At 70.4% G+C, this 25,636-nt stretch carries 26 protein-coding genes; 10 read left to right on the top strand and 16 right to left on the bottom strand.

Features of this window, described 5'->3' with window-relative positions:
* Positions 1–30 precede the first annotated feature (30 nt).
* Both G4D85_RS24705 and G4D85_RS24700 read right to left on the bottom strand, forming a co-directional pair.
* The gene (locus G4D85_RS24705; RefSeq protein WP_164016228.1) at positions 31–2,127 is read right to left on the bottom strand and encodes a hypothetical protein; all 2,097 of its coding nucleotides are present in this window, start codon (positions 2,125–2,127) and stop codon (positions 31–33) included.
* A gap of 8 nt (positions 2,128–2,135) precedes the next feature.
* Positions 2,136–2,747, bottom strand: coding sequence for a peptidoglycan-binding domain-containing protein (locus G4D85_RS24700; RefSeq protein ID WP_164016226.1), 612 nt, complete (start codon positions 2,745–2,747; stop codon positions 2,136–2,138).
* Between the two features lie 760 nt (positions 2,748–3,507).
* Here G4D85_RS24700 and G4D85_RS24695 point away from each other — a divergent pair.
* Positions 3,508–4,386 carry a hypothetical protein gene (locus G4D85_RS24695; RefSeq protein WP_164016224.1) on the top strand — a complete coding sequence of 293 codons (879 nt, stop codon included), beginning with the start codon at positions 3,508–3,510 and terminating at the stop codon, positions 4,384–4,386.
* A 20-nt stretch (positions 4,387–4,406) separates the two neighbouring features.
* On the opposite strand, the gene G4D85_RS24690 is transcribed toward G4D85_RS24695, so the two are convergent.
* From G4D85_RS24690 to ccmA, 8 genes are read right to left on the bottom strand one after another with little or no spacing between them, the layout of a single operon-like run.
* Complete coding sequence (locus tag G4D85_RS24690) at positions 4,407–5,594, bottom strand: zinc ribbon domain-containing protein (protein WP_164016222.1); 1,188 nt, start codon at positions 5,592–5,594, stop codon at positions 4,407–4,409.
* A 27-nt stretch (positions 5,595–5,621) separates the two neighbouring features.
* Positions 5,622–6,176 carry a TlpA family protein disulfide reductase gene (locus G4D85_RS24685; protein ID WP_164016220.1) on the bottom strand — a complete coding sequence of 185 codons (555 nt, stop codon included), beginning with the start codon at positions 6,174–6,176 and terminating at the stop codon, positions 5,622–5,624.
* Positions 6,177–8,201, bottom strand: a complete 2,025-nt coding sequence (locus tag G4D85_RS24680) for a heme lyase CcmF/NrfE family subunit (RefSeq protein WP_164016218.1) — start codon at positions 8,199–8,201, stop codon at positions 6,177–6,179. It lies immediately after the preceding gene.
* A complete protein-coding gene (locus tag G4D85_RS24675; protein ID WP_164016216.1) occupies positions 8,198–8,680 on the bottom strand; it encodes a cytochrome c maturation protein CcmE in 483 nt (160 codons plus the stop codon). The genes G4D85_RS24680 and G4D85_RS24675 overlap by 4 nt, the downstream gene beginning before the upstream one ends.
* 5 nt (positions 8,681–8,685) lie before the next feature.
* Positions 8,686–8,871, bottom strand: a complete 186-nt coding sequence (locus tag G4D85_RS24670) for a hypothetical protein (protein ID WP_164016213.1) — start codon at positions 8,869–8,871, stop codon at positions 8,686–8,688.
* Positions 8,872–8,873: 2 nt separating this feature from the next.
* On the bottom strand, positions 8,874–9,593 hold the full coding sequence (ccsA, locus tag G4D85_RS24665; RefSeq protein ID WP_164016211.1) for a cytochrome c biogenesis protein CcsA: 720 nt from the start codon (positions 9,591–9,593) through the stop codon (positions 8,874–8,876).
* A 3-nt stretch (positions 9,594–9,596) separates the two neighbouring features.
* Positions 9,597–10,304 (bottom strand): heme exporter protein CcmB, encoded by a 708-nt coding sequence (locus G4D85_RS24660; protein ID WP_164016209.1) that lies wholly within the window; start codon positions 10,302–10,304, stop codon positions 9,597–9,599.
* On the bottom strand, positions 10,301–10,957 hold the full coding sequence (gene ccmA / locus G4D85_RS24655; RefSeq protein WP_164016207.1) for a heme ABC exporter ATP-binding protein CcmA: 657 nt from the start codon (positions 10,955–10,957) through the stop codon (positions 10,301–10,303). The genes G4D85_RS24660 and ccmA overlap by 4 nt, the downstream gene beginning before the upstream one ends.
* 405 nt (positions 10,958–11,362) lie before the next feature.
* On the opposite strand from ccmA, the gene exoL reads away from it, so the two are divergent.
* From exoL to exoP, 5 genes are all read left to right on the top strand, one after another.
* Positions 11,363–12,484, top strand: coding sequence for a spore coat polysaccharide deacetylase ExoL (exoL, locus tag G4D85_RS24650; RefSeq protein ID WP_338052908.1), 1,122 nt, complete (start codon positions 11,363–11,365; stop codon positions 12,482–12,484).
* Positions 12,481–14,016: a spore coat polysaccharide flippase ExoM gene (gene exoM / locus G4D85_RS24645; RefSeq protein ID WP_164016203.1), complete on the top strand. Its 1,536-nt coding sequence runs from the start codon at positions 12,481–12,483 to the stop codon at positions 14,014–14,016. The genes exoL and exoM overlap by 4 nt, the downstream gene beginning before the upstream one ends.
* A gap of 78 nt (positions 14,017–14,094) precedes the next feature.
* Positions 14,095–14,613 (top strand): serine O-acetyltransferase, encoded by a 519-nt coding sequence (locus G4D85_RS24640; protein ID WP_164016201.1) that lies wholly within the window; start codon positions 14,095–14,097, stop codon positions 14,611–14,613.
* An 11-nt stretch (positions 14,614–14,624) separates the two neighbouring features.
* Positions 14,625–15,731 (top strand): glycosyltransferase family 4 protein, encoded by a 1,107-nt coding sequence (locus G4D85_RS24635; RefSeq protein WP_164016199.1) that lies wholly within the window; start codon positions 14,625–14,627, stop codon positions 15,729–15,731.
* Positions 15,718–16,920, top strand: a complete 1,203-nt coding sequence (gene exoP / locus G4D85_RS24630; protein WP_164016197.1) for a spore coat polysaccharide biosynthesis glycosyltransferase ExoP — start codon at positions 15,718–15,720, stop codon at positions 16,918–16,920. The genes G4D85_RS24635 and exoP overlap by 14 nt, the downstream gene beginning before the upstream one ends.
* On the opposite strand, the gene G4D85_RS24625 is transcribed toward exoP, so the two are convergent.
* From G4D85_RS24625 to thiS, 6 genes are read right to left on the bottom strand one after another with little or no spacing between them, the layout of a single operon-like run.
* Positions 16,917–18,098, bottom strand: coding sequence for a DUF4350 domain-containing protein (locus tag G4D85_RS24625; RefSeq protein WP_164016195.1), 1,182 nt, complete (start codon positions 18,096–18,098; stop codon positions 16,917–16,919). The genes exoP and G4D85_RS24625 overlap by 4 nt on opposite strands.
* Entirely contained in the window at positions 18,095–18,982 is an 888-nt protein-coding gene (locus G4D85_RS24620; protein WP_164016193.1) for a DUF4129 domain-containing protein, read from the bottom strand. The genes G4D85_RS24625 and G4D85_RS24620 overlap by 4 nt, the downstream gene beginning before the upstream one ends.
* A 24-nt stretch (positions 18,983–19,006) precedes the next feature.
* Positions 19,007–20,035: a hypothetical protein gene (locus tag G4D85_RS24615; RefSeq protein WP_420821722.1), complete on the bottom strand. Its 1,029-nt coding sequence runs from the start codon at positions 20,033–20,035 to the stop codon at positions 19,007–19,009.
* Complete coding sequence (locus tag G4D85_RS24610) at positions 20,032–20,670, bottom strand: thiamine phosphate synthase (protein WP_164016190.1); 639 nt, start codon at positions 20,668–20,670, stop codon at positions 20,032–20,034. The genes G4D85_RS24615 and G4D85_RS24610 overlap by 4 nt, the downstream gene beginning before the upstream one ends.
* A 5-nt stretch (positions 20,671–20,675) precedes the next feature.
* Entirely contained in the window at positions 20,676–21,461 is a 786-nt protein-coding gene (locus tag G4D85_RS24605) for a thiazole synthase (RefSeq protein ID WP_164016188.1), read from the bottom strand.
* A gap of 10 nt (positions 21,462–21,471) precedes the next feature.
* Positions 21,472–21,672, bottom strand: coding sequence for a sulfur carrier protein ThiS (thiS, locus tag G4D85_RS24600; protein WP_164016186.1), 201 nt, complete (start codon positions 21,670–21,672; stop codon positions 21,472–21,474).
* Between the two features lie 354 nt (positions 21,673–22,026).
* Between thiS and G4D85_RS24595 the strand changes: the two genes are divergently transcribed.
* The 4 genes from G4D85_RS24595 (at position 22,027) to G4D85_RS24580 (ending at position 25,469) form a co-directional block, all read left to right on the top strand.
* Positions 22,027–22,614, top strand: coding sequence for a hypothetical protein (locus tag G4D85_RS24595; RefSeq protein ID WP_164016184.1), 588 nt, complete (start codon positions 22,027–22,029; stop codon positions 22,612–22,614).
* 200 nt (positions 22,615–22,814) lie between these two features.
* On the top strand, positions 22,815–23,948 hold the full coding sequence (locus G4D85_RS24590) for a serine/threonine-protein kinase (protein WP_164016182.1): 1,134 nt from the start codon (positions 22,815–22,817) through the stop codon (positions 23,946–23,948).
* Between the two features lie 102 nt (positions 23,949–24,050).
* On the top strand, positions 24,051–25,055 hold the full coding sequence (locus G4D85_RS24585) for a dipeptidase (protein ID WP_164016180.1): 1,005 nt from the start codon (positions 24,051–24,053) through the stop codon (positions 25,053–25,055).
* A gap of 36 nt (positions 25,056–25,091) precedes the next feature.
* Positions 25,092–25,469, top strand: coding sequence for a hypothetical protein (locus G4D85_RS24580; protein WP_164016178.1), 378 nt, complete (start codon positions 25,092–25,094; stop codon positions 25,467–25,469).
* The last annotated feature ends 167 nt before the right edge of the window (positions 25,470–25,636 follow it).

Here is a 25,636-nt window from a genome sequence, read left to right as displayed (position 1 = left end):
GCAGCACCGGACAGAACAAGGCGTGCGTGCTCATGGGAGGGTGTTCCGGCTCCCGTCGCTGCTCAGCCTTCGTGGGTCCCATCCTCGCAGCCGTAGGAGGCAGAGTCCGCACAGCCGCCGCTCCGTGGAGTAGTCGTAGCCCATCAGACAGTCACGTCCGTCCTGGTCATGTCGTGCCGCGAGTGCACCGCCCGGCAGCCGATGCACGGGGAAGGGCGCATGGGGCAGGAAGAGCTGGTGGCCCAGCTCATGAGCGATTGTCTGTTCCAGCGAATTGGAGTTGCCGGAGTAGTTGGTGGGCGAGCCGCACTGGACGACCACGCAGCGAGTCCGCGTGCTTGAAGGAAGCTCCTTGGAGAAGCCGTTGACCGCGACGCCACCGAGCGCGCGCTCCAGGTTGTAGAGGCCCGCGAACTGGAGAATCACGATGCCCGGCTCGCGGCTCGGGGTGTCGTCGAACGCGGTGACGAGGAGCTCCTTCGCCCAGTCCTTGCATTGCAGGTTGTAGACCGTCTCCTTTGTCAGAAGGGTCTTGTTGCTGCGGGACGAGACGAACTTGGAAAGCGAGGCTTCGTCACCGCCCTTCTGCCGCATTGCCTCCACCAGGAACTCCGCATGCGTGCGGAATGTGAGCGCGTGGCCTCCCGCGGCGTACTGGTCCACCGAGGGATCGATGGCCACCTGGATCTCCCAGGGGAGCGTCTTCACCGCCACCGCGATGCGCCTGTTGTAGTCAGCCGCATCCAGGTCGGTGACGCCGCCGCTGCGGTCCACGAGTCGCAGGAATGCGCGCTCGAACTGCGCCTGCACGGGGGCCAGTGCAAAGCCGGCGACGGTGGGGTGTTTGCGAACGATGCGGGAGAGGTGGACCTCACGCCACGTCTCGAAGGTGCCGGTGGTGGCGCGCACGGCGGCGGGCAGGGGCGCGGCGTCCTCCACGTCCAGCGCCACGGCGCCGTCCTTGCGCCGCTCGTACGCGAGCTGCACCGTCACGCGCCACGCATCCCCTGCGATGCGCGAGGGCTGGAACAGCACCCCCGTCCGTCCCGCGAAGGCGCCGGACGTCCACGCCTGGGTGTACGCCGCCCACTTGCGCTTCCCGCAGGTGACGACGCGGAAGGGGAAGACGCCGTCGCGCGGGGTGTCTCGCGGCGCGTACCCCGCCTGCTTCGGGAACACCGCCGAGGAGGGCAACCCCCGCTTGCCGCCGACGTCCCGGTGCGCGTTGTCACCCGTGGGCCGCGAGGCCGAGCACTGGCGGTTCAGCGTCTGCTCCAGGTAGGTGCGCGCGTGCGGAGAATGGACGGAGAGGTCCTCGGCCTCGTCCTCCCAATCCCAGAGGAAGCGCACCCGGCCCAAGGCCTTCGGCGCATCCACACGGCGGCCCGCCGAGTCCTTCAGCCACGCGCGCGCGAAGATGGGGATGTCCGGCCCGTTGCCCCAGGTGGCGCGGAGCTGCAGGAAGTCGGTTTCGTCCGCCATCTCCTCGGGCTTCGCTTTGAAGAGATTGCCGACGAGCCGAACCTCCGCCTTCTCTCCGGGCGCGGGCAGCCGGCCCACTGCTTGGGCCAGCTCGCGGTCCCGTTGTTTCGCGAGCACGCGCGGGTCTCCCAGCTCCAGCTCCAGGCCATCCACCAGCACGTGGAAGTACGTCCAGGCCACGGGGCACTCCGCCCAGCCGCTGCCCTGGAGCGTGAGCCTCAGCTTGTAGGGCGAGTGCTCCACCGTGACGACGCCATCCGGGAAGGCCTCGCACACGGCCACGCGTCCGTCCCAGCGCAGGCGGTGGTCGCCCGACGTCACCTCCTCCGAGGACAGCTCGCGAGACCACAGCGGGGCCTTCCGGTGGCGCGTGAAGAGCTCCAGCCTGCCCACGCGCGCCAGGGCGGCGCTGTTGGTCAACCTGTAGACAAGCTCCACCGGCTCCAGCTCGGGCGCGAAGTGGAAGCCGTCCTCTCCGCCGTCGGGGGCGCGAAAGGGCGTGGGGAGGTGGCACCGGGACGAGGCGCCTCCCGGAGTGGAGAGCCGGAAGTCCGTGACTCCGAAGCTGGCGGGCCGCAGCCGGTTCCGGTTGTTCCCTCCAGGCGGAGCGAGGGCGACGCTGGCCGTGAGCGCGATGCGAGGCATGGGGCGCGTCAGGCGTCGTGGTGGCGGATGAGCTCGCGCTGTACGTCCGCGAGCTGCCCGGTCTCCGGCAGGCCATGGCTGCGCTGGAAGGCGCGGACCGCGGCCCGGGTGCGAGGCCCTGGGGCACCACGCTCACCGTCGGCGGGGAAGCCCAGGTTGTGCAGGCGCTCCTGCGCGGCGCGAAGCGCGTCCGCGTCGAAGCTCATCAGCGGGTGAAGCTGAAGCGCCCAGCGCAGCGTCACCGGCTCTGGCCCTGACTTCCGCTTCGAGCGGGCGGGGCTCGCGTCCGGGAAGTCCGTGTCGGAGACGGGGGGCGGGTAGGGTGGTGGCGCTCCGGGTGGGGCCACCGAGACGGGGGCGGGCGTGGGCCCGGGGGGCGCCGGGGGCGCGGGGAGGTTCAGCACCAGCTCACCGCTGGGGAGGGCGGGCACCTCGTGGGAGAGCGAGCCGTCCGCGGCCGTCCTGCCCCGGTGCTCCGTCCGGCCCACGGTGAGCACGTACTCGTGGCCGGCATAGGGCGCCTCGCGTGGGTCCAGCAGGACGAGGTGCAGGCGCTTCTGCTTGAGCGTGAAGGTGCTCGTGCTTCCTGTCCTGATCTCTGCCGTCCTAGGGCTGACCATTCCGCGCTCCCCCGTGCCTGGACTCGCGATGGTGCCGGTACCGTGTTGAAGGCGGCGCCAAGGTACGCGAAGACCGGGGAAGCTCAAGCACGCAAGAAAAGCGGAATCCTTCGTTTTGTTGGTTGGGTTAACTCAACCGGACCTCCCAGGTCGGGGAGGCGACGCTGCTCCCGCCAGCCGTCCGGCGGGATTGATCGCTGGCGGACGGGCGCCGAGGCGTTTCGTTCGCTCAGTCACAGTCCTGGGATGAGACCTCCAGGGCCGGGCGTCGACCTTCCGTCGCCCGGCCGTCCGGCTTCCCGCGAGCCGCAGCCCTCACGTTGAGAGCCCCGGCTTTCCGTGGTCATGCGTGACTCGTGGCTCGCCCGGGGTCTGTCTTGAATCAGTCGCGCAATCGATGACGCGCTCTGGCAATCGCTGTCATGTGAGCGTCATTTTGCATTGCGAAACGGAATGCCAGGGTTGGTTTCGCTGCGCGGAACCCAGGCCCCGGAGCGTTCCGCAGGACGGAATCAGGGGCGGACTCACGGCTTCATTTCGCACGGCGAAACACATTCATTGCTCATGGCCGGCGATGTTTCGCATTGCGGAATCAAACAAGAAAAACCCGCCCAACTTTCAAAACGGGTATGGACAAGAATCTGTTTTTGGGGAATTAGAATGTATCAACAGACGCCGGATTGATGAGCTGACGGCGCCGCGCTCTCGCGGCGCTGGCGGTACCCGACTGTGCAGTGCCCCCCAACGACGAGGAGAAGTCATGAAGAGTGCAGGTTCGAGCTTCCTTCTGGGTGTGTTCCTGACGCTGGCGTTTGCTCCCACGGCCGATGCGCAGACGCTGAGCAGCTTCACCGGGACGTACTCCGGTGGCAGCGGCCTCATCTGCGGCACGACGTACAACATCCGGGGCCGGGAGCCGGCGGCGACGGGCCGCTACCCTGTGTTCATCTACACGGTGGGCACCACGGAGACCTATGACCACTCATCGGCCCTGGCCGCCGTGGAGGAGATGGCGGCCCGCGGCTACGTGGCGGCCACCGTGGAGTATGACAACGCCACCTTCGGCTCCTGCACCACGCTCCAGGGCCGCGCGAAGTGCATCTATGACTCGAGCCGCTCTTCCAGCGCCATCAGCCGCATCTGTGCGCGGGCCAAGGCGGACTGCTCCAAGGGCGTGGTGGTGTCGGGCTTCAGCCAGGGCTCCATCATGGCCATCCTGGCGAAGAACCATGACTCCCGCGTTCGAGCGGCCTACGGCCTGGGCGCGGGCGTCCAGTACTCCATCTATGACCTCCGCTCCTGCGTCGCGAACGGCAACCGCACCCTGCCGAGCGACCGCCTCCGCGTCGTGAACGGCGAGGAGGACACCTTCGTTGGTCCGGGCGAGTCCGCGGTGCGCAGCCAGAGCACCACGCTGACGGGCTACTCGTGCCCGCTGGCGACGTCGTGCCTCCAGGCCAACAACAGCGGCTGGTACATCATCGACAACACGCAGGTCTCCGACGGCAACGCAGACCACTGCTACATGCGCAATGGGAGCTGCATCGGCCTCACGCTGGACTCGACGTGGCGGAGCGGCACCGCCCCGTGGTCGCTGCGCACCAACCTGAACTGGCTGACCCAGTTCACCACGCCATAGCGAAGGCGGAGGCGGCCGGGCTACCCCTGCTCCGAGTCATCGAACTCGGGCGGGGGAGGCTCCGGCACCACTGCAGCCAGGCCGCCCTCCCGCAACTCGATGACGGCGAGTATGCCCACCGCGCCCAGGCCCACGATGAAGCCGATGGGGCCCGGACGCAGGCTGATATTCACCACCGCCCAGACGAGGGCCAGGCCCACCGCGCCCACGGGCACGAAGCGCGCCCAGGAAGGACGCTCCACCTCCGGGCGCAGCGCCAGCAGCGCGAGCACGGCCAGCAGCGCCAGCTCCGCCACCACCGACGCCGGCATGTCCCAGCCGGACAGGGTGACGCGGCTGGCCCCGGCGTAGAGCACGTCGTCCGACGGCCGCCGGGCGTTGATGACGCGCAGCTCCGGAGGCCCCTGCGGCACGGGGGCGTTGTCCGGGAGCGTGGGCAGGGACGGGTTGAGCACGCCCCACGGTGTGAAGAGCGACAGCAGGCACACCGTCACGCCCACCAGCGCCACCAGCCGGGGCATGAGCAGCAGCTGGCGCGGCTCGAAGTAGTGGGCCACGCCGTCCTCGCCGACGATGACCTTCCGCCACTGCGAATGGACGACGAGCCCCGCGCCCGCCAGCCACAGCAGCGGGGTGAGGCCCAGGCCCAGCGTCCGCACCGCGACGGCCGCCAGCACCACCGTGGACAGCGCGCCGGCCTCGGGGCGCAGCAGCACCTCCGGCACCAGCTCGGTGAAGCCGGGCGCCTCGCCGGCCTCGCGCAGCTCGCGCGCCACCAGCACCGCGCCGGCCACCAGCGCCAGCAGCGAGCCGGGCACGCCCGGGCCGGAGAAGAAGGGGAGGATGCCCAGCACCAGCGCCACGGCCAGCAGCCCCACGCCCGCCACGGTGGGCGAGTGCGCGGGCACGTGGGCCAGCCACTTCGGGCCGTCATACGCGGGCCGCGAGCGCCCGGGGTCCGTCTTGTCCTCCGGGTCCAGCTCGGGCGCGGCGGCGGCCTCGCCGACGGGGTAGGGCCGGGAGTGGGCGTCCACCTCCTCGAGGATCTCCGCCGCGTACGCGGGCTCCGAGGCCCCACGCTTGGGCCCCGAGGAGCGCAGCGCCGGACGCGAGCCGGTGGCCTGGGCGGACACCGGCATCTTCGCGCCGCAGTTCTCGCAGTACTTCAGCCGGCCATCGCCGGCCTCGCCGCACTCCGGGCACCGCATGGGTACGTCCTCACTGACTCGGGGTTGCTAGCGGTTCGCCTCGACGGGGGTGGAAGGCGCGCTCCCCGTCAGCTCGCGGATGCGCGTGGCGAGCGTCTGCGGGTCGATGGGGCCCACGTGCTTGCCCTGGATGATGCCCTTCGGGTCGATGAAGTACGTCTCCGGCACGCCGGCCACGCCGTAGTCCACCGCCATGCGCGAGCGCGGGTCCACCAACTGCGGGAAGCTGGCGCCGAACCGCTGGAGGAACTGGCGCGCGTTGTCCTCGGTGTCCTCGAAGACGACGCCGAGGAACACCGCCTGCGAGCCGAACTCGCGGGCGCCCCACTCCAGCACCGGGTGCTCCATCTGGCACGGCCCGCACCAGGACGCCCAGAAGTTGATGACCACCGGGCGGCCCTTCAAGTCTTCCAGACTCACCCGCTCGCCGGTGTCCAGCGCGCGCAGGGCGAACGTCGGAGCGGCCTGGCCCTTCATCATGAAGGGCACCTCGTGCGGGTTGCGGCCGAAGCCCTTGTAGAGCACGGCGATGAGGCCCACGCTGAGGGCCACGAAGCCCAGGGTGTAGCGCCAGCGTCCCATTTAAGCCGCCCCCCGCTCCGCGTCCCCACCGGCCAGCGGAGGCGACGCGCCCACGCCAGGCGCCGTGGCCATCGCCACCGCCGTCTTGCGGCGCGGCCAGATGGAGATGAGCGTGCCCAGCACCAGCAGGGGAATGCTCCACCAGATCCACCCCACCAGCGGGAAGACCCAGACGTTGAAGCTCGCCGTGCCGGACTGCTCGGAGAAGGCCATCAGCGAGATGTAGAGGTCCTCGGCCGCCGTCTCGCGCACCGCCGGGGTGCCGATGGGGTCCGTGCTCCGCTCGTAGTAGTTCAGGCGCGGCCGCTGCTCGAGCGTGCTCCCGTTGGGCGCGGTGACTTCCAGGCGCGCCGCCACGAAGGTGCGGTGCGGCTCCTCGCCGCTGACCAGCCCCAGGTACTTCATCTGGTAGCCGTCCAGCTCCAGCGACTCGCCCTTCCGCACCGTGCCGGACGTGTGCTTCACGTACGCGGACGAGGCCGCCACGGCGACGATGATGAGGACGATGCCCAGGTGCACCACGTAGCCGCCGAAGCGGCGCTGCGCCTTGGTGGCGCTCGTCACCAGCGCGGTGAAGAGGCCCTCCTTGCGCTCGGACATGCGCACCCGCACCGGCGACACCAGCTCGCGCACGGTGATGACGGTGACGAAGGCCGCCAGGCCGAACGTCATCAGCGGGTAGACGCCGCGCAGCCCCCAGGCGTAGCAGGCCGCCGTCACCAGCAGCCCCACCACCGCGGGGATGATGAACTGCCGGCGCAGCGTGGCCTTGTCCGGCGTGCCCCACGGCAGCACCGGGCCCACGCCCATCAGGAAGAGCACGGCGATGCCGCCCGGCACCGCCATCTTGTTGAAGTAGGGCTCGCCCACGCTGACGCGGACGCCGCGCACGGCCTCGGACACCAGCGGGTACAGCGTGCCCAGCAGCACCGTGAAGGTAATCGCCACGAACACCAGGTTGTTCACCAGGATGCTCGTCTCACGCGACATCGGCGAGCTCAGCCGGCCTTCCGGCGCCAGCAGGTGGCCTCGCGACGCCAGCAGGCCGATGCACACCACCAGCAGCACGCCGAGGAACACCAGGAAGGTGGGCCCGATGTCCGACTGGGTGAAGGAGTGCACCGAGTTGAAGATGCCCGAGCGCGTCATGAACGTGCCCAGAATCGTCAGCACGAAGGACGCGAGCGCGAGGCTGAGCGTCCACAGCTTCAGCATCCGCTTGCGCTCCTGCACCATGGTGGAGTGCATGAACGCCGTCGCCGTCAGCCACGGCAGGAAGGACGCGTTCTCCACCGGGTCCCACGCCCAGTAGCCGCCCCAGCCGAGCACGGCGTAGGCCCACCACGCGCCGAGGATGATGCCGATGGACAGGAAGGCCCACGCCACCATCGTCCACCGGCGCAGGGGCGCCATCCACGCCTCGCCAATCTCGCCGCGCAGCAGGCCCGCCACCGCGACGCCGAAGGGCACCGTCATGCCCACGTAGCCCAGGTAGAGCATGGGCGGGTGGATGACCATGAGGATGTGGTTCTGCAGCAGCGGGTTGGGGCCGGGGCCGTCCGCCGGCACCGGGAACACGGCGCCCCACGGGTTGGCCGGGCCGGCGATGAGGAAGGCGAAGAACACGCCCACCGCCAGCATGGTGCCCAGCGCCAGTTGCATGTACCGCGCGTGCTCGCGCCGGTGGATGAAGGCGAAGGCGGCGATGTACCCGGCCATGATGAGCCCCCAGAAGAGGATGGACCCCTCCAGGGCGCTCCACAGCGACACAATCGTGTACAGCACCGGGGTGTCCCGGCTGCCCACCTGCGCCACGTACTTCACGCTGAAGTCATGCGTGAGGAGCGCGTTCACCATGACCAGGTTCGCGCCCACCATGCAGGCGGCGAAGCCCCACACCGCGCGCATCACCCACGGGAAGCCCGCCTCACTGCGGCGCATCCCGGTGGCCAGGCCTACAATGGCGCCGAAGGCCGCGAACGCGAGCCCTCCCAGCACCAGGCCGTATCCGACGGTTCCGTTCACTTCGTCCCCACGCTGGCGGTGGTGGCGTCGGAGAGCGTCTCCCGCCACTTGTTCGGGTCCTCGCCCTCCTTGGGGGCGCGGTACTCGTTGGAGTGGTTGACCATCAGCCGGTTGGAGCTGAAGACGCCGGACTTGTCGTAGGTGCCCTCCACCACGACGCCAATCTTGTCGCGGAACATCTGCGGAGGCGTCTCCGTGGAGCGCACCAGCACGCTGGGCGCGCCGTCCTTGACATCGTCCGCCACGCGGAAGTGCAGCGTGGTGTGCTGCTCGTTCCACTGGATGCTGCCCGGCTGCACCACGCCGCCCAGGCGGATGGTGGCCGAGTAGGCCTTGTTACCCTGGCCCAGCATCTCCGAGGGGCTCCAGTAGTAGACGAGGTTCTCCCCGATGTTGCCGAAGGCCACGAAGGCCAGTCCGGCCCCCGCGACGAGCAGGGCCCCGAGGGCGATGAGTCGGTTCCGGGCGACAGGCGACATGGCGATTACTCCTTGGCGTCGGGCGAGGCCCTGGGCCGACGCACCCAGAGGGACAGCGAGTAGAGAAGCAGCATGGCAACCGTAATCCCGTAGCAGGCCCAGACATAGCCCCACCCACCCTGGATGCGGCCGCTGCCCACCTGTCCCGGGGCCGCCTGGGCCAGGACCATCAGCGTCGAGAGCGTCATCATGTTCAGGCCACCTTCGAGGGGTTGTGGGCCAGGGACGCGGGTATGTCACCCGGCAGCGCGTCCGGCAGGGCCACCTCGGCCTGGCGCTCGGCCAGGGCCTGGCGGTAGCGCACCGCCATCAGGAAGAGGGTGAGGAAGAGCATGCCGAAGGCCGACACGCGCAGGGGCAGCACCATCTCCGGGTCCACCGTACGGGGGCTGGACTGCACCTGGTGCAGGCTGCGCCACCAGCGCACGGAGAACCACACAATCGGCAGGTTGATGGCGCCGATGATGGCCACCACCGCGCTCCACGTGGCGCGCTTGTCCGGGTCCTCCACGAACTTCCGCAGCACCAGGTAGCCCGCGTACGTCACCAGCATGATGGCTTCCGACGTCAGGCGCGGATCCCAGGACCAGTAGACGCCCCACGTGGGCCGGCCCCAGATGGCGCCCGTAATCATGCCCGCGGTGCCCAGCAGCAGGCCAATCTCCGCCGACGCCTCCGCCGTGGAGTCCAGCCCCCAGCTCGCCTTGCTCTTGAGCAGGAACGCCACCGCCGCCACGAAGTTGATGAACATGGCCAGCATGGCCACCCACTGGAGCGGGACGTGGACGTACATGATGCGCTGCACGTCCCCCATCTCCCGGTCCGGCGGCGCCCAGGCCAGGCCCAGCCACCAGCCATAACCGAGCAGGCCCAGGCCGAGCGCCAGCAGGCCCCACTTGATGAACTTGTTCATCGGTCAGTCCTCGATGATCCGCGGGAACAGCAGGAAGCCTACGCCCCAGTAAATCAGATTGAAGCCGCCCAACAGTCCCAGCCATGAGTTCAACTGATTCATGGGGTCTCCTTGAAGCACCAGGGTGGTCGCCTTGGTCGCGGAGAGGAGGGCCGGGATGACGAGCGGGAACAATAGCAGAGGCAGCAGCACGTCCCGAGCCCGGGCGTTGCTGGAAATGGCCGCGTAGACGGTACCCGGCGCGCTGAGTGCCAGGCAGCCGAGCAGGAGGATGAGGCCCAGGTCCGCCACGCTGGTGACGATGCGGACGCCGTACAGGGCCACCATGACGGGGACGAGCAGGGCGCCCAGGGCCGTCAGGAGGAGGGCGTTGCCCACCGCCTTGGAGAGGAAGATGGCGCGCGCGTCGGCGGGGGCGAGCCGCACGCCGTCCATGCACGCGTTCTCCGCTTCGACGCGGAAGGACTCACCCAGGGCGAGCACGCTGGCGAAGAGGATGGCGAGCCAGAAGTAGCCGCCCGCGTTCTTCTCCAGCAGCTTCGTGTCCGGCCCGAGCGCGAAGGAGAACATCAGCAGCGTGGCCAGCGCGAAGAAGATGATGGCGTTGAGGCGCGCGCGGGTGCGCCACTCGATGAGCAAATCCTTGCGCAGCAGGGCCAGGGTGGCGGGGACGAGGCCGATGGCGCGGGGACGTGGAGCCGGGGCGCTCATGCGGCCACCGCCCGTCCGTCCTGCAGGTGGAGGCGCTCCTCGCACAGGGACATGCCCTGCTCGACGAGGTGGGTGGCGAGGATGACGGTGACGCCGCCGGCCTTCAATTCCGCGATGATGCCCTCCATGTCGCGGATGCCCTGCGGGTCCAACTCGCCGAAGGGCTCGTCCAGCAGGGCGATGGAGGGGGCCTTCAGCAGCAGCCGGGCGATGGCGAGCCGCTTGCGCATGCCGGCGCTGAAGCTGCGCACCGGGGTGTCCGAGCGGCGGGTGAGGCCCACGCGGGTGAGCAGCGCGCTGGCGGCGTCCCGGGGCGAGGAGATGCCGAGCAGCCGCGCCAGCACGGTGAGGTTCTGCTCCGCGGTGAGGTCCTCGTAGAGGAAGCTGGCGTGGGACAGGAGCGCCACGTCGCGACGCACCGCGTCCCGGTCCACCACCGCGTCCCGGCCCAGCACCTCCACGCGGCCCGCAGTGGGGCTCAGCGCGGTGGCCACGAGGCGCAGCAGGGTGGTCTTCCCGGAGCCATTGTGTCCGGTAAGCAACAGGGAGCGGCCCGCGGGGAGCGCGTACGTCAGACGCGCCAGGGCCCAGCGGCGCCCATAACGCTTGCTGACGTCGTGCAGCGCGAGCGCGGCGGCGGGGAGGGGAGGCATCGGCGCCGTCGTTCGTATCCGGAAATGGAAATGTCCTCCAGTGAAACCCGGAGGGCCGGCCGGTCAGTGAAGGAGCGGGCCACTGGATCGGGAAAGCTTTTCCCCTGCATGTGGTCGTAGGTGCCCGTGCGCTCCGTCGGGTTTCCACCGGAGGGAGCGTCCACCGCCCGGCAGCCCTCCGAGCCTCCTGGGCAGTCCCTCTGCCGGAGGCGCGCGGGTGCCTACTTTCGGCATGGCATTCCCCCTGCAATGGCGCGGCGTGGGTACTCCTCCCCAACGAGGGAGGAGGCGGGCGGGAGGTTTCTTCTCCGCGCGGAGGGCGTGATGGCGAGTGGCAAGGTGGTACGCAGGGCAGTCAAGGCGGCGGCGGCGGGAGTGATGCACTACAGCGGGCTGCGGCGGGCGATGGCGGCGTATCGCCGCTCCCAGTCCGGTGGGCGGCGCATCCTCATCGTCAGCTACCACCGCGTGGTGAGCGACTTCACGGGGGAGCTGCAGCGCTCCATTCCCGGGCTGCTCATCTCCCAGGAGACGTTCCGCAAGCACCTGGAGGAGGCGAACGCGGCCGGCTACGAGTTGGCCTCCATCGGCGACGCGGTGGACGTCATGTCCGGCCGGCGCGTCGCGAAGAAGGACCTGTGTGTCGTGACGTTTGATGACGGCTATCGCGACGTGTACCGGTACGCGTACCCCGTCCTGAAGCAGATGGGCGTGCCGGCAATCACGTACCTGCCCACGGCCTTCATCGGCACCAACAAGCGCTTCAACCATGACCGGCTCTTCCACCTGCTGCGCCGCGTCCAGGAGCGCCGCTTCCGCCCTGTCTACGACACGCTGCCCTCTCCGTCGCTGGAGCTGCTCGGGCCCATCCTCTCCGGACAGAAGACGGTGTCGTCGGCGCTGGACGACTTCATCGGCGAGCACCCCACGCGCGTGCTGACGGACATCATCGACGCGCTGGAGCAGCAGCTCGGCGGCGGGCCGGACCTGGTGCCGGAGCAGGGCGACGTCATGAACTGGGACGAGGTGCGCCGCATGGCGCGCGACGGCTTCGAGTTCGGCGCGCACACCCTGGGCCACACCGTGCTGACGCTGGAGCCGCAGCAGGTGGTGGAGCGCGAAATCCTCGAGTCCAAGCACACCATCGAGCGCGAGGTGGGCATCACCGTCCGCGACTTCGCCTACTGCAACGGCTGGTACTCGGACGAGGTCATCCGCGTGCTGTCGTCCAACGGCTTCCGCTCGGGTGTGACGACGGAGGACTTCGCCAACCGCATCGGTGGGGACCCGTTCACCCTCAAGCGCAAGGTGCTGTGGGAGAACTTCAGCCTGGGCATGACGGGGGACTACTCGTCGTCGCTCACCGCCTGCCAGTTCGACGACTGCTTCGGGGTGCTGGGCATGAACCATCCGGTTCCGGGCAAGCGCCCGCACCAGGGTGCCAATGCGGCAGTGGCGAACCCGGCCGTCATGGCCAACATCCTGGCCCCGGAGGCGGCGTCGTCGCCGGTCAAGGAGGTTCCGTGAGCGGCAGTCCCACGCCGGCCGCGCCCCAGGGTTCGTTCCTCGGGCGTGCCGGCCCCCTGGTGTTGGCCCGGCTGTTCACCGCCGGGCTGACGCTGTCCATTCCCCTCGTCCTCGCCCGGGTGCTGCACCTGGACGAGTACGGCACCTACTACCAGCTGTTCCTCATCGCCACGACGCTCTACTACGTGCTGCCGTTCGGCGTGGTGCAGAGCCTCTACTACTTCCTGCCCCGCGCGGAGGCGAAGCGGCCGTACCTGGGGCAGACGCTGCTGTTCATGACGGCCGCGGGCCTCGTGGGCGGGGCGGGCGTGTGGGCGCTGCTGGGGTACGTGGCCGGGTGGTTCTCCAACCCGGCGCTGACGGAGTACCGGCTGCCGCTGGCGGCCTACACCGCCTTCCTGCTGGGCAGCTTCCCGCTGGAGGTGTCCCTCACGGCGCAGGGGCGCACCAAGGCGTCCGCGGGCGTCTACCTGGTGTCGGACGCGGTGCGCGCGGCCGTCATGGTGGTGCCGCCGCTGCTGGGCGCGTCCCTGTATTGGATGATGGTGACGGTGGCGGGCTTCGCGGCGCTCCGCTACGTGGCCACCTGGTTCGTGTCGCTGAGTGGCGTCACCGGGCCGCTGGTGGACCGGAAGCTCTTCCGCGAGCAATTGGCGTATGCGGCGCCCTTTGGCGCGGCGATGCTGCTGGCGATTCCGCAGCAGAACGCGCACCTCTATATGGTGGCGGGCGCGGTGGCGCCGGCGCTGTACGCGCTCTACCGCGTCGGCTGCTTCCAGCTCCCGGTGGTGGACCTGCTCTACACGCCCACCAGCGAGGTGCTGATGGTGCGGCTGGGCGAGCTGGAGCGGGAAGGGCGCCTGGAGGAGGGCGTGGAGGCCTTCCGCGAGGCGGCGGGGAAGCTGTCCTACGTCTTCCTGCCCTTCGCGGCGTTCCTCTTCGCGGCGGCGCCGGAGTTCATCGGGGCGATGTTCGGCGAGAAGTTCCTGCCCGCGGTGCCGGTGTTCCGGGTGAGCGTGCTGGGCGTGGTGCTGTCCATCCTTCCCATGGATGGCACGCTGCGCGCCCGGGGCCAGACGCGCGCCATCTTCGCGTCCTACGCGGTGAAGGCGGCGGTGACGGTGCCCATGGTGTGGCTGGGCGTGAAGCACCTGGGCCTCATGGGCGGCATCGGCTCGTGGGCGGTGGCCGAGGTGGTGGGCAAGGCGATGCTGCTGACGCGGGTGCCGGCGGCGCTGTCCACGCCCCGGCTCAAGCTGGGGGTGAAGGACGTCATCCCCTGGCGGGAGCTGGGAAAGGCCGGGCTGGCAGCGTTCGCAGCGGCGGTGGGCGTCTTCCTGCTCAGGGCCGCGGCGGAAGGGGCCTTCAGCCACCTGCCGGAGGGCTTCTTCTGGCGCGTGCTGCCGCTGGCCTCGGCCGGCCTGCTGTTCGTCACCGGCTACCTGGCGGCGCTGTATGCGACGGGCGTGCGGCCCCTCCACCTCCTCGCGGGGCTGCGCCCACGCCGGGCCGGGTTGAGCGTCGGGAAATAGACGCGTGGAGGGCACTTCCCTCCCCACGGTGGGGTACCTAGTTTCCTCGCCGTCGGGACATGGGGTGAGGGAGGCGTGATGGGTGTCGACGCGATGACGTTGTACCGGCTCGCACACGGACTGAAGAAGCGGGGCATTCCCCTGCTTCCGGCCGTGCTTCGCAAGGCCATCTACTATCTGCACAGCTCGTACATCCCCGAGGACGCTGAGATCGGGGAAGGGACGCAGCTCGGCTACGGCGGTATCGGCGTGGTCATCCACAAGGCGGCGAAGGTGGGCAAGAACTGCCTCATCTCGCAGCAGGTGACCATCGGCGGGCGCTCGGGGCTGGAGGGTGCGCCGGTGCTGGGCGACTACGTGCGCATCGGCGCGGGCGCCAAGATTCTCGGCAACATCCGCATCGGTGACTTCGCGGTGATTGGCGCCAACGCCGTCGTGCTGAAGGACGTGGCACCGGGCACGGTGGTGGCTGGCGTCCCGGCGAAGGTGATCCGCCAGGACCCGGATCCACTCACCACGTACCAGCGGGAGATGGGGCTGCTGCCCCCACGCGCTCCGCTGTCGGCGGTGCCACCCCCCGCTTCCATGCGGCAGTAGGGGAGGGCTCCATGAAAGTGCTCCTCGTCGGGGACTACCCGCCTCCGTACGGCGGTGTGTCCATCCACGTGCAACAGCTACACGGTTACCTGCGCGGCTGTGGGGTCGAAGCGAAGGTGCTGGACATCGGGAAGGGCGGCCGGCCGGCTCCGGACGTTCTCCCGACGCGAAGCCCCGCTCACTTCGCCCTGCGGCTGGCGGGGTTCATCTCCTCGGGGTGGACGGTGCACGTCCACACGAGCGGCAACAACCCGAAGTCCTGGGTGCTGGCGGGCATGGTGGGTGGGCTGCCCGGGTCCCGGTCGGCCCGTGTCATCACCCTGCACTCGGGACTGCTGCCGGACTACCTGGCGGAGTCCGGGGCCCGGCGCAACTTCGCTCGCGTGGCGCTGGCCGGCTACGCGCGCGTGGTGGCGGTGTCCACCGCGGTGAAGGACGCCGTCGTCGCCTGCGGAGTGCCGGAGGCGAAGGTCGTCGTCCAGCCGGCCTTCATCTCCTCGCAGGTGCGGCCGGGGCCGGTGCCACCCGTGGTGGACGCGGCACGCGCCCGGCGCAAGCCGCTGCTGGCCATGGCGCACCACCCTTCGCCCGTGTACGGGCGGAAGCAGGCGTTCCGCGCGCTGAAGCTGCTCGCGGAGACGCACCCCGACGTGGGGCTCGCCCTCTTCGGGCCGGGGACGGACTCCGAGGACTTCATCCGCGACGCCCGCGAGCTGGGCGTCGCGGGCCGCCTGGAAGTCCTGGGCGAGCTGGAGCATCCAGCGGCGCTCGGGTTGATGGCCCGCTGCGACGCCTTCCTCCGGCCCACCACGCATGACGGGGACTCCATCTCCGTCCGCGAGGCGCTGGCCCTGGGCGTGCCGTGCGTGGCCAGTGATGTCTGCACCCGGCCCCAGGGGACGCGGGTGTTCTCCGCGGGTGACGAGCAGTCCCTGGCGCGCGTCGTGCTCGAGGCCGTGGCGGCGGGGCCGGCCTTCCACCCGACGGTGGACGTCGGGCCGGCGCTGCTCGCGCTCTACACCGAGCTGGCCGGGGCAGTCCCGGGCCCGGCGATTCCTTTCAAGCAGTCACGTGACGAAGCCTTCGATACAGGAGAGACGAGACATGCGGCGCAGTGATGACATGGACCTGGCGCGCCGGGCGCTCCGTGGGCGCGACCTGGTGGTGTTCTCCAACGACTGGGATGGGGACCCGCTGTCGAAGGTCCACATCATGAAGATTCTCTCCCGGGAGAACCGCATCCTCTGGGTGAACAGCATCGGCAACCGCGCGCCAAAGGCGAACGCGCACGATGCGAAGCGCATCTTCAGCAAGCTGGAGAAGTTCACCCAGGGCATCAAGGAGGTGCAGCCCAACCTCTTCGTGCTGTCGCCGCTGGCGATTCCCTTCTACGGCTCGGAGCTGGTGCGCGGCGCCAACCGGCACCTGCTGCGCCTTCAAGTCCTGCGGGCGATGAAGCAGCTGAACTTCAAGAAGCCCATCTCCTGGAGCTTCCTGCCGGCGTCCGCGCCGGTGTCCGGCACGCTGGGCGAGGAGTTCGTCGTCTACCACTGCGTGGACGAGTTCGCCGCCTTCAGCGACACCAACGGCAAGCACATCGCGGAGCTGGAGGAGCGCCTGCTGCGCCGCGCGGACCTCTGCATCACCTCCGCGGAGCGGCTGCGGGAGAACAAGTCGAAGATCAACCCGCGCACGGTGCTGGTGCGGCACGGCACGGACTTCACGCACTTCGTGAAGGCGTGTGATCCGGCCACGCAGATTCCGGCGGACATCGCCAACCTGCCCAAGCCCGTCATCGGCTTCTTCGGCCTGGTGGCGGACTGGGTGGACCAGGAGGCCATCATCGCCACCGCGCGTGCCCATCCGGAGGGCTCGGTGGTCATCATCGGCAAGACGACGCCGGACTGCGATGACTCCAAGCTGCGCGCCGAGCCCAACATCCACATGCTGGGCCGCAAGCCGTACGCGGACCTGCCGGGCTACAGCAAGGCGTTCGACGTGGCGCTGATGCCCTTCAAGCTCAGCGAGCTGACCCTGAACGCGAACCCGCTGAAGGTGCGCGAGTACCTCGCCTCGGGTCTGCCGGTGGTGTCCTCGGACCTGCCCGAGGTCCGCAAGGTGGGCCTGTGCAAGATTGCCTCGGGCACCGAGGACTTCGTGCGCAAGGTGGACGAGTGCCTCGCGGAGGGCCCCGGCCCCAGCCGCGAGCGCGCGGACAAGATCTTCAACGAGAGCTGGGACGCTCGCGTCGAGGAGATCCGTCACCACGTGGGCGCCGCCCTCGTGGCCGACGGGAAGGACCTCTAGGCCGCGTTCTCGCGAGCATCTGACTCACGGCCCGTCACCACGCGCTCCAGGTGCGCGTAGCGGCGGGCCACGCGCGCGTAGTCGGCCGGACGCACGGTCGGCTGCGCGTGCGTCCGGGTGAGGTCCGCCTTGGCGTCCAGGTAGTCCTGTCCCCCTCGCTCCATGAGACGGGCTGCATCCGCGTCCGCCAGCGCGAGGGGGATTCCCAGCCGCTCCTGCATGAGCTGGCGCAGCGCGCGCTCCAACTCGGGGAGCAGCTCGCGCTCCACCTTCGAGCGCCGCATCAGCCAGCCCATGCTGCGCACGTACTCAAGTGCGGAGCGGTGCCGCTCCTGGCGCAGCGGACGGGCCGCGCCGAAGCGGGTGCCCCGGGACACGGCGTAGAGCAGACCCACCGCCAGCACCTGCGCGACGAAGACCCAGATGCCTCGCGACAGCGGAGGCGGCGGCGCGAGCTGGTGGTGGAACTCGTCGAACAGCAGCGGTCCCCGGGCCGCGAGCCCGTCCCAGAAGCGCAGGTTGTCCAGCAGCTCCAGCCGGCGGTTCTCCGCGAGGTCCGCGCCCGCGAGCACGTACACCTCGCCCTTGCCGAGCGACCAGCGCCACACCGCCACCGCGCCGCCCAGGCCCGCCAGGGGCACGGCGTCGTCGTGGTGCAGGCGCAGGCCCCGGTCCTGTGACACGCGCAGCCCGGACAGGCCCCTCAGCGGACCGGCGCCGAGCCAGATGTCCACCGTGGTGCCGCCCGCGTCCGCCATCTTCGAGTCCAGGCCCCGGCTGCTCGCCGGCATCAGTGGGCCCTGCTCCAGGCTCAGCCAGTCCTCCAGCGCGGGCTGGTGCTTCCCCAGCTCTCGCGGCGACAGGTACACCAGCGTGCCGCCCCCCTGGACGAAGCGCTCCAGCGCGGCCACTTCGTCCTTCGACACCGGCCGGCCCTGCGGCGCGGCCAGCACCACCGTGCGAGTGGCGTCGGGCAGCGACTCCAGCGAGGAGGTGTGCGCGTCCACGCTCCTGCCGCCCTCGCGCAGGTAGAGGTAGAGCGCGCGGGCCCCCTGGGCGCCGGTGTTCTCGACGGTGGGCTGAAGGGACTCTGGCGCCTCCTCGCGGGTGGCCAGTCCCACCGCCAGCGCCAGTGCGATGAGGACTCCGAAGGCGGCCGTGGTCCGGAGGTTCTTCACGGCGCGCCCACCAACGTCAGCGTGCCGTTCAGTTGCTCCACCGCCGCGACGAAGCGCGCGGCCTCGTCCTCCGGCACCGGCGCGAGTGAATAGAAGGCCCGGTCATACCAGCCCACCAACCGCTCCACCTCGCTCACCACGGGCGCGGGAGCTCCCCGGCCGGGCAGCTCCGCTGCGAGCTCGCGGTTCGTCTTCACCCGGTCCGGCCTCGCCAGCCGCTTCTGCTCCAGCGCCGACAGCAGGCCCAGCAAGCCCTCTCGGATGGCCTCTCTCGCGTCGGCTCCCAATGCGGCCCGCGCTCGCCTCAGGTGCTCGCCCGGCGAGTCGAGCACCAGCGGCGCCTCGGCCGCGGTCAGCGCACCTGGCGCGGCGGGCTTGAACCTCCGGTGTGCGCTCAGCCGCAGCACGCCCCACAGCACCAGCGCCAGGGCCAGCCCGAGCATCACCGCGCGCGTGGCCACCGCGAAGCCCTGGGCCTCGCTGGACTCGAAGAGGCTCTCCATCCACGCTTCCAACTCGCGCATCAGCCGCTTCACCAGGTCGCCGTGCCGCTGGCGCGCCCGGGAGAACTCCGGCCGGTCGAGGATGGCCTTCAGCCGCTCAGGCTCACTGGCGGGCAGCGCGGCCGGGGCGCTCCGCTCCGCTTCCTCCAGCGCGCAGGCCCGCTCCAGGAAGCCCGCGAGCTGCTTCGCGCGCTCGGGCGCGGACGCGTCCTGCTCCATGGGGGGCAGTGGCATGCCGCCCATGCGCGTGGACAGCCCGTCCACCAGCGCGGGCAGCGCCGTGGGACGCGTGGCCGCCGTCTCTTCCATCAGCCGCGTGGTGGCCTCGCGCTCGGCGCAGGGCAGGGCGGCCAGCAGCATCAGCAGGGACAGGCTCGGCACGGAGGGCTCGCGGAAGAGGGGGCGTCAGACGGCCAGCGTGGGGGCTGACGGCGTCTCCAGTCGGCGCTCCAGGTCCAGCCCTTCCCGTCGCACGCGCATGTCCAGATAGAAGACGGAGCAGAAGACGAAGTAGATGGGGGTGAAGCACGACTGCGCCACCACCTGCACCAGCTCCGCGGGCACCAGCAGGAGCTGCGGCGTGCGCGCCATGGTCCCCGCGTCGAAGGGGCTGCCATACGGCGCCATCACCAGCCACGACGGGATGCCGGACACGAGCTGCACGGAGATGAGGATGAGGCTCATCACCGTGTAGAGAATCATCGCGCGCACCACCACGCGGCCCAGGAACCCCGGTCCGATGCGGCCGGACAGCAGCTCCCCGGAGCGCTTGAAGGCCTCCCAGGACCCCAGGTCCTCCATGGCCAGGACTGGCGGCAGCAGCAGGAAGCGGAGGAAGTACCAGAGCATCGCCGCGATGAGCCCCAGCATGGCCAGGGGAATGGCCACCACCGTCAGCACCAGGGCCAGCGTGCCGTTGCCCGACACCGAGGCCGCCGCCGCCAGTCCGCCGATGATGGCTCCAGGCCCGAGCAGCAGCAGCGTCATCAACACCGCCCACGCCATGGACAGCAGGTAGGCGCCCGTCAGCGCGCCCATGCGGGACAGGGCCCGCCGCAGGCCGTCCACAGGCTGCACGGGCTCGCCGAGCTGCATCGACACCACGTACCGGGCGGTCGCCATCGTGGACATCCAGTAGCTCCAGAAGAGGAACACCAGGAGCAGCGCCCACAGCCCCATGGAGAGGCCCGCCTCACCGAGAACGAGCGAGGGGTCCTCCTGCGCGCGCGTCTGCGCGTCCCCCGCGAAGAGCGTCGGCGCCAGCCGCTGGCCGCTCAGCATGGTGACCTTCGTCGCGATGTAGTTCACCAGCGAGAAGCCGAAGGCCAGCACGAAGAGCGGCTTCAGGTGGGAGCGCCAGAAGGTGGCGGCTCGGTCGATCATCTCGCCCATGGCGAGGGGGCGCAGCTCGGAGACTTCGGAGGTGGGGCTCACGGGACGCGCAGCATAGCCTGCGCCGCGCGCGCGGCCAGCAGGGCCCGGGCCGCCGCCGCCGGGTCCTCCGCTTCCAGCACCGCGGAGATGACGGCAAAGCCCGCCGCCCCGCGCACCGTTGCCGCTCGCTCGGGGGTGATGCCACCGAGTGCCAGCGCGGGGCAGGGCAGGGTGGCCGCCAGGGTCTCGAAGCCCCTGGCCCCCAGCGTGGCCCGGGTGTCCCCGGGCTTGGAGCCAGGGGAGAAGACCGGGCTGACAAGTGCCAGGTCCGCGCCGCGAGCAGCGCGGGCCTCCGCGACGTCATGGACGGCCACGCTGACGAGCCGCTCGGCGGGCAGGTGGGGGCGCACGTCCTCGGGCGTGGGCCCCTGGACGGGCAGGTGCAGGTGTGCGCCCACGAGCAGCGCCACGTCCAGGCGGCCGTTGACGAACAGCGGGTTGCCCCGCTCGCGGCACAGCCCGGCCAGCAGACGGGCCTCCTCGAGGAAGCGGCGTCCGGTGGCCTCGGGGTGGCGGTGCTGCACGGCCACCTCCGGGCCCGCCTCCAACGCACGGGAGAGCGCGCCCAGCAGCCGCTCGGGGGGCAGGCGCCAGTCGGTGATGACGACGAGGCGGGGAAGGGCGAGCGGTGCCACCGGGGCTACTGGTGGTGGATGCCGTCGAGAGGGCTGGACGCGGACCCGTAGGCCTTCCGGGGGATGCGGCCGGCGAGGTACGCGTCGCGGCCGGCCTCCACGGCCTTCTTCATGGCCACCGCCATGCGCACCGGGTCCCTGGCGCCGGCAATCGCCGTGTTCATCAGGATGGCGTCCACGCCCAGCTCCATGGCGATGGCCGCGTCCGAGGCGGTGCCCACGCCCGCGTCGACGATGACGGGCACCTTCACCGTCTCCAGGATGAGGCGGATGTTGTGCGGGTTGCGGATGCCCAGCCCGCTGCCGATGGGGGCGGCCAGCGGCATCACCGCCGCGCAGCCCGCGTCCTCGAGCTTGCGCGCGGTAATCGGGTCATCGCTGGTGTACGGCAGCACGGTGAAGCCCTCCTTCACCAGGATGCGCGCCGCCTTCACCGTCTCCTCGACGTCCGGGTAGAGCGTCTTCTCGTCGCCGAGCACCTCGAGCTTCACCCACTTGCTCATGCCCAGCTCCTCGGCGAGCCGGCAGGTGCGCACCGCCTCGTCCGCCGTGTAGCAGAGCGCGGTGTTGGGGAGCAGCCGCAGGCGATTGCGGTCGATCCAGTTCATCAGCGACGCCTCACCCGTGGCCTTCAGGTCGAGGCGGCGCACGGCCACGGTGACGAACTCCGTGCCGGAGGACTCGTGGCAGCGCTTCATGACCTCGTGGCTCGGGTACTTGCCGGTGCCGAGGATGAGGCGCGAGTTGAAGGTGACGCCCGCGAGGGTGAAGGGCTTGTCCTGGATGCTCATTGGCTGACTCCTAACCGCCGCCGACGAAGGTGACGATCTCGACGCGGTCGCCCGCATGGAGTTGGTGCTCGGGATGGCGGGCGCGGCGCACCACCTCCGCGTTGACCTCCACGGCCACGCCGGGGCCGCCCACCTGGAGCGACTCCAGCAGCGCCGAGAGGGTGACGCCCTCCGGCACCTCGCGTGTCTCTCCGTTGACCCAGACCTGCACGGCGTCACGGCTCCTTGCGACGGGGACCTGGGCACGCACTACAAGGGGCACCCCGCGCTGTCAACGCGCTCGCCCATGGATGTGTCCGCCCGACGGACGCGGCCCTGATGGACGCGGGGGGCGCCGACGGCGGTGCCCGACACCCGGTGGGAACCCGCGTTCCCACTCGGGTGCAACAGATGCCAATGTTCCTCCGTAAGCGGCCGAGCAGCCGGGCGCCCCGCACCCAGGAAGCCGCCCCTAGGTCTCCGCGGTCCATTTGCAAGCCCTGTGCAAGGACGGGAACGACGCCCACTTTCTGCCCAACGCCGGGGGACATGCTCCCCTGGTTCACAGGGAAAGGAGCAGGAACTTATGCGCAAGCTCATGATGGCGGTCACTGCGGTGGCGGGTCTGGCGATGGTTTCCGGTTGCAAGCGTGACAACGTCGAGTCGGAGCGCCGCGACGTCGCCGAGGCCCAGCAGGAGGCCACGCAGGAGACGGCGGAGGCCCGTCAGGACGCGCAGCAGGACATCGCCGGCGCGCAGCAGGAGGCGCAGGAGGAGGTCGCCAGCGCGCAGCAGGACGTCCGCGAGGAGGAGCAGGACCTCGCCGAGGCCCAGCGCGGCCAGCAGGAGGATCTGGCCGAGGACCGACGTGAGGCGAACGAGGACCTGGCGCAGGGCGGCTCCGGCATGGCCGGTGCGTCCGCGGCGGCCACCAACGTCCAGGGCCGCGTGCTCTCCACCGGCGGTGACTCGCTCACCCTGGTCGACACCAGCAACAACAAGCAGATCAAGCTGAAGACGAACGACCAGACGCGCATCATGCAGAACAACGCGCCGGTGAAGCTGGACGACATCACCGAGGGGACCCAGGTTCGCGCCTCCTACGTCATGGAGGGCAAGGACATGGTGGCCCGCGAGCTGACCGTGACGCAGCCGGTGCAGAAGAAGCAGTAGCTTCGCCAGGAAGCAGTGGTCGGTCCGTTTCCTCGCGGGCCGGCTCGGACGGCTCCCGCTTCGGCGGGGGCCGTTCCCTTTTTTACCTGAATCCGTGGTGGCAGGTGGGGAGGGTGTGTCGGACGTGGGTGGTAGGAGGGACCTGTGAGGTTTTCTCACGCCTTCCCAACCCAGGGGAGGACTTCCTACCCAGGAGGCATATGGCCACCCACCACCCCGAGCACCCCTCTTCCAAGCCCTTCATCCTCTTCACCGCCGGGGCCACGTCCTATGAGCTGGTGCGCTTCCTCTGCCCCCGGGGCCCGGGAGAGATGCTGCTCGCGCGCCGGCACTACGCGGACACGCCCGGGGACCTCGTGGTCGTCAAGCGGCTGCAGGACGCCGGGGACACCCAGGGGCGCGCGCGCCTGCGGGAAGAGGTGAAGCTGCTGATGCAGCTCAGCCACCCCGCCATCGCCCAGGTGTTCCTGGTGCGCGTGCACGAGGGCTCGCCCCACCTGGTGATGGAGTACGTGGAAGGCCACAGCCTGGAGACGCTCACCAGCTTCGCGGCGCTGCGGCGCCGGCCCTTCTCGGAGGCCTTCGGCGCGTACGTGGGCGCGGAGGTCGCGGACGCGCTGCACCACGCCCACACCCTGGAGGACGCGCGGGGCCAGCCGCTGGGCATCGTCCACCGTGACGTGTCCCCGCGCACGCTGCGCCTGGACGTGCACGGGCGGGTGAAGCTGGCGGACTTCTCCATGGCGTGGGCGAGGCTGCCGGGCCGCGTCGGCACGGAGGGCCATGTCGTCCGGGGAGACCTGGCGTATGCCTCCCCGGAAGCGCTCGCGCGCCGGCCCCTGGATGGGCGCTCGGACCTGTTCTCCCTGGGCGTGGTGCTCCTGGAGCTGCTCACCGGGCTGCACCTGCTGGACCTGGAGGACGTGGAGCGCGCCGCGCTGGTGACGGGGCCCCTCCCGGAGGCGGAGACGCTCCTCGCGGAGGTGCCCAGCTGGCTGCCGGCGCCGCTGATGGCCGCGCGCATGGCGTGCCTCGCCCCGGAGCACGTGGAGCGCGCCACGCAGGGGCTGTCCAGCCCCATGCGCGCCATCCTCTCGCGGCTGCTGCGGCGTGAGCCGGCGGAGCGCTTCCAGTCGGGGCTGGAGGTGCGGGACGCGCTGCGCGGCGTGCTGGGTGGGCTGGGCTACGCCTACGGCCCGCGTGAGGCCGAGCGCGAGGCCACCCAGGTGCGCCGCGACGCCCGCTCCCGGCGCCGCTCCGCGGACGTGCTCCGGTGGGACGACTCCGTGCGCCCGGACGCCTCTGGGAAGGCCGCGCCCCCTCGGGACTCGTGAAGGGGATGCGGGCACGCCCGGGGGCCTTCGTGCCTGTCGGACACTGGCGCCCGGGCGCGGGTGGCGCTTGTCTCACGCGCCCGGACGGGCAGACTGCCGCGCATGGGTGACGTGAAAGAGCTCCACCAGCGCTGGTGCGTGGCCGACGGGCACGCGGACTCCCTCATGTGGAACCGGGATTTGGTTGCCCGCTCCAATGAGGGACACGTGGACTTCCCCCGCCTGCGGGAAGCGGGGGTGAAGCTGCAGTGCTTCACCATCGTCACCCGGGGCTTCCCCTTCATTGGAGGCTTCCCGGTGTTCGCCGCGTGGCGGGGGTGGCCCCGCGAGGCGCGCGCGAGCGAGTGGACGCGGGCCCTCTGGCAGATTGAGCGCATGGAGGAGTTCTGCCGACTCTCCGGGGACACGGCGCGCATCACCACCACCGGGGCCGCGTTGGAAGACAACCTCGCCCACGGGCGCCTGTCCGCGGTGCTGGGGGTGGAGGGAGGCCATGCCATCGAGGGGCGGGTGGCGCGGCTGGCGGAGCTGCACCGGCGCGGGGTGCGCTTCATGGGGCTCACCCACCTGTCCAACAACAACCTGGGCGGCTCCTCCTTCCCGATGATGGGCAACCGGGGGCTGACGCCGCTGGGGCAGGAGGTGATGGAGGAGATGGCCCGGCTGGGGCTGAGCGTGGACGTGGCGCATGCCTCGGAGAGCACACTGGAGGACCTCTTCGCGCACCCCACGGTGCGATTCTTCTGTTCTCACACGGGCGTGCGGGCGGCGGGGGGCGGCTGGCGCAACCTCTCCGACGCGTCCCTGCGGCGCATCGCCGACCGGGGTGGGGTGGTGGGCATTATCTTCGCCCCCGTTTACCTGGGCGGGGACTCGGTGGACGACGTGGTCCGCCACATCGAGCACGCGGTGGACGTCATGGGCGAGGGGGGCGTGGGCCTGGGCTCGGACTACGACGGCATGGTGCCCCTCCCCAAGGGGATGAAGGACGTCACGGACCTGCATCTGCTCACCGAGGCCCTGTTGCGCCGGCATCCGGAGTCCTGGGTGGAACGTGTCGTCGGTGGAAACTTCCGGCGTTTCTTCCAGGAGACACTGGGTGGTTGACCCGGAGCGGGACGCTCGAAATATTGGCCGCAGCCCATGATCCGCTCCTTCCTCGTCGCCGTGTCCGTTGTTGGCTCCTTCCTCCTCGCTGGCTGTGGCCAGAGCGCGGGAGACAACTGTGAGGGGAGTGGCTTCGTCTGCCAGGAAGACGTCCTCGCACTGGAGTGCCGGGGCGGCGTCTGGCGGGAGCTGCCCTGCCGCGGGCCGCTGGGCTGCCGCGAGACGGACGACGCTGTTCGCTGCGACACGTCCAACAACCGGGTCGGCGACGCCTGCGCCTCCACCGCCGAGGGCCGGGGACTGTGCCGCGCGGACGGCCTGGCCGTCCTGGAGTGCCGCCAGGGCGTGCTGGAGGAGACGGCCAGCTGCGCGGCGTGCACGGTGAATGGTGACCAGGTGACCTGCCAGCCCTGAGGCTGGGTGCCCTGAGCCCGGGGCACCGCCCCGGGTCGTCAGGATTGTTCCTCCCGGGCGTGTGGTAGCGTGAGAGCGCCGCTCGCGGGACTCCGATGCGACTTCCGATTCAAGCCTTTGGAGCCTGACACGCTGGTCGTATCCCTCTTCCCCGAGCGGCGCTTCCG

The sequence above is a fragment of the Pyxidicoccus trucidator genome, from assembly GCF_010894435.1.
Classification (GTDB): domain Bacteria; phylum Myxococcota; class Myxococcia; order Myxococcales; family Myxococcaceae; genus Myxococcus; species Myxococcus trucidator.
The sequence above is the reverse complement of the archived record's forward strand: the minus strand, read 5'-3'. Positions and strand labels throughout refer to the sequence as shown.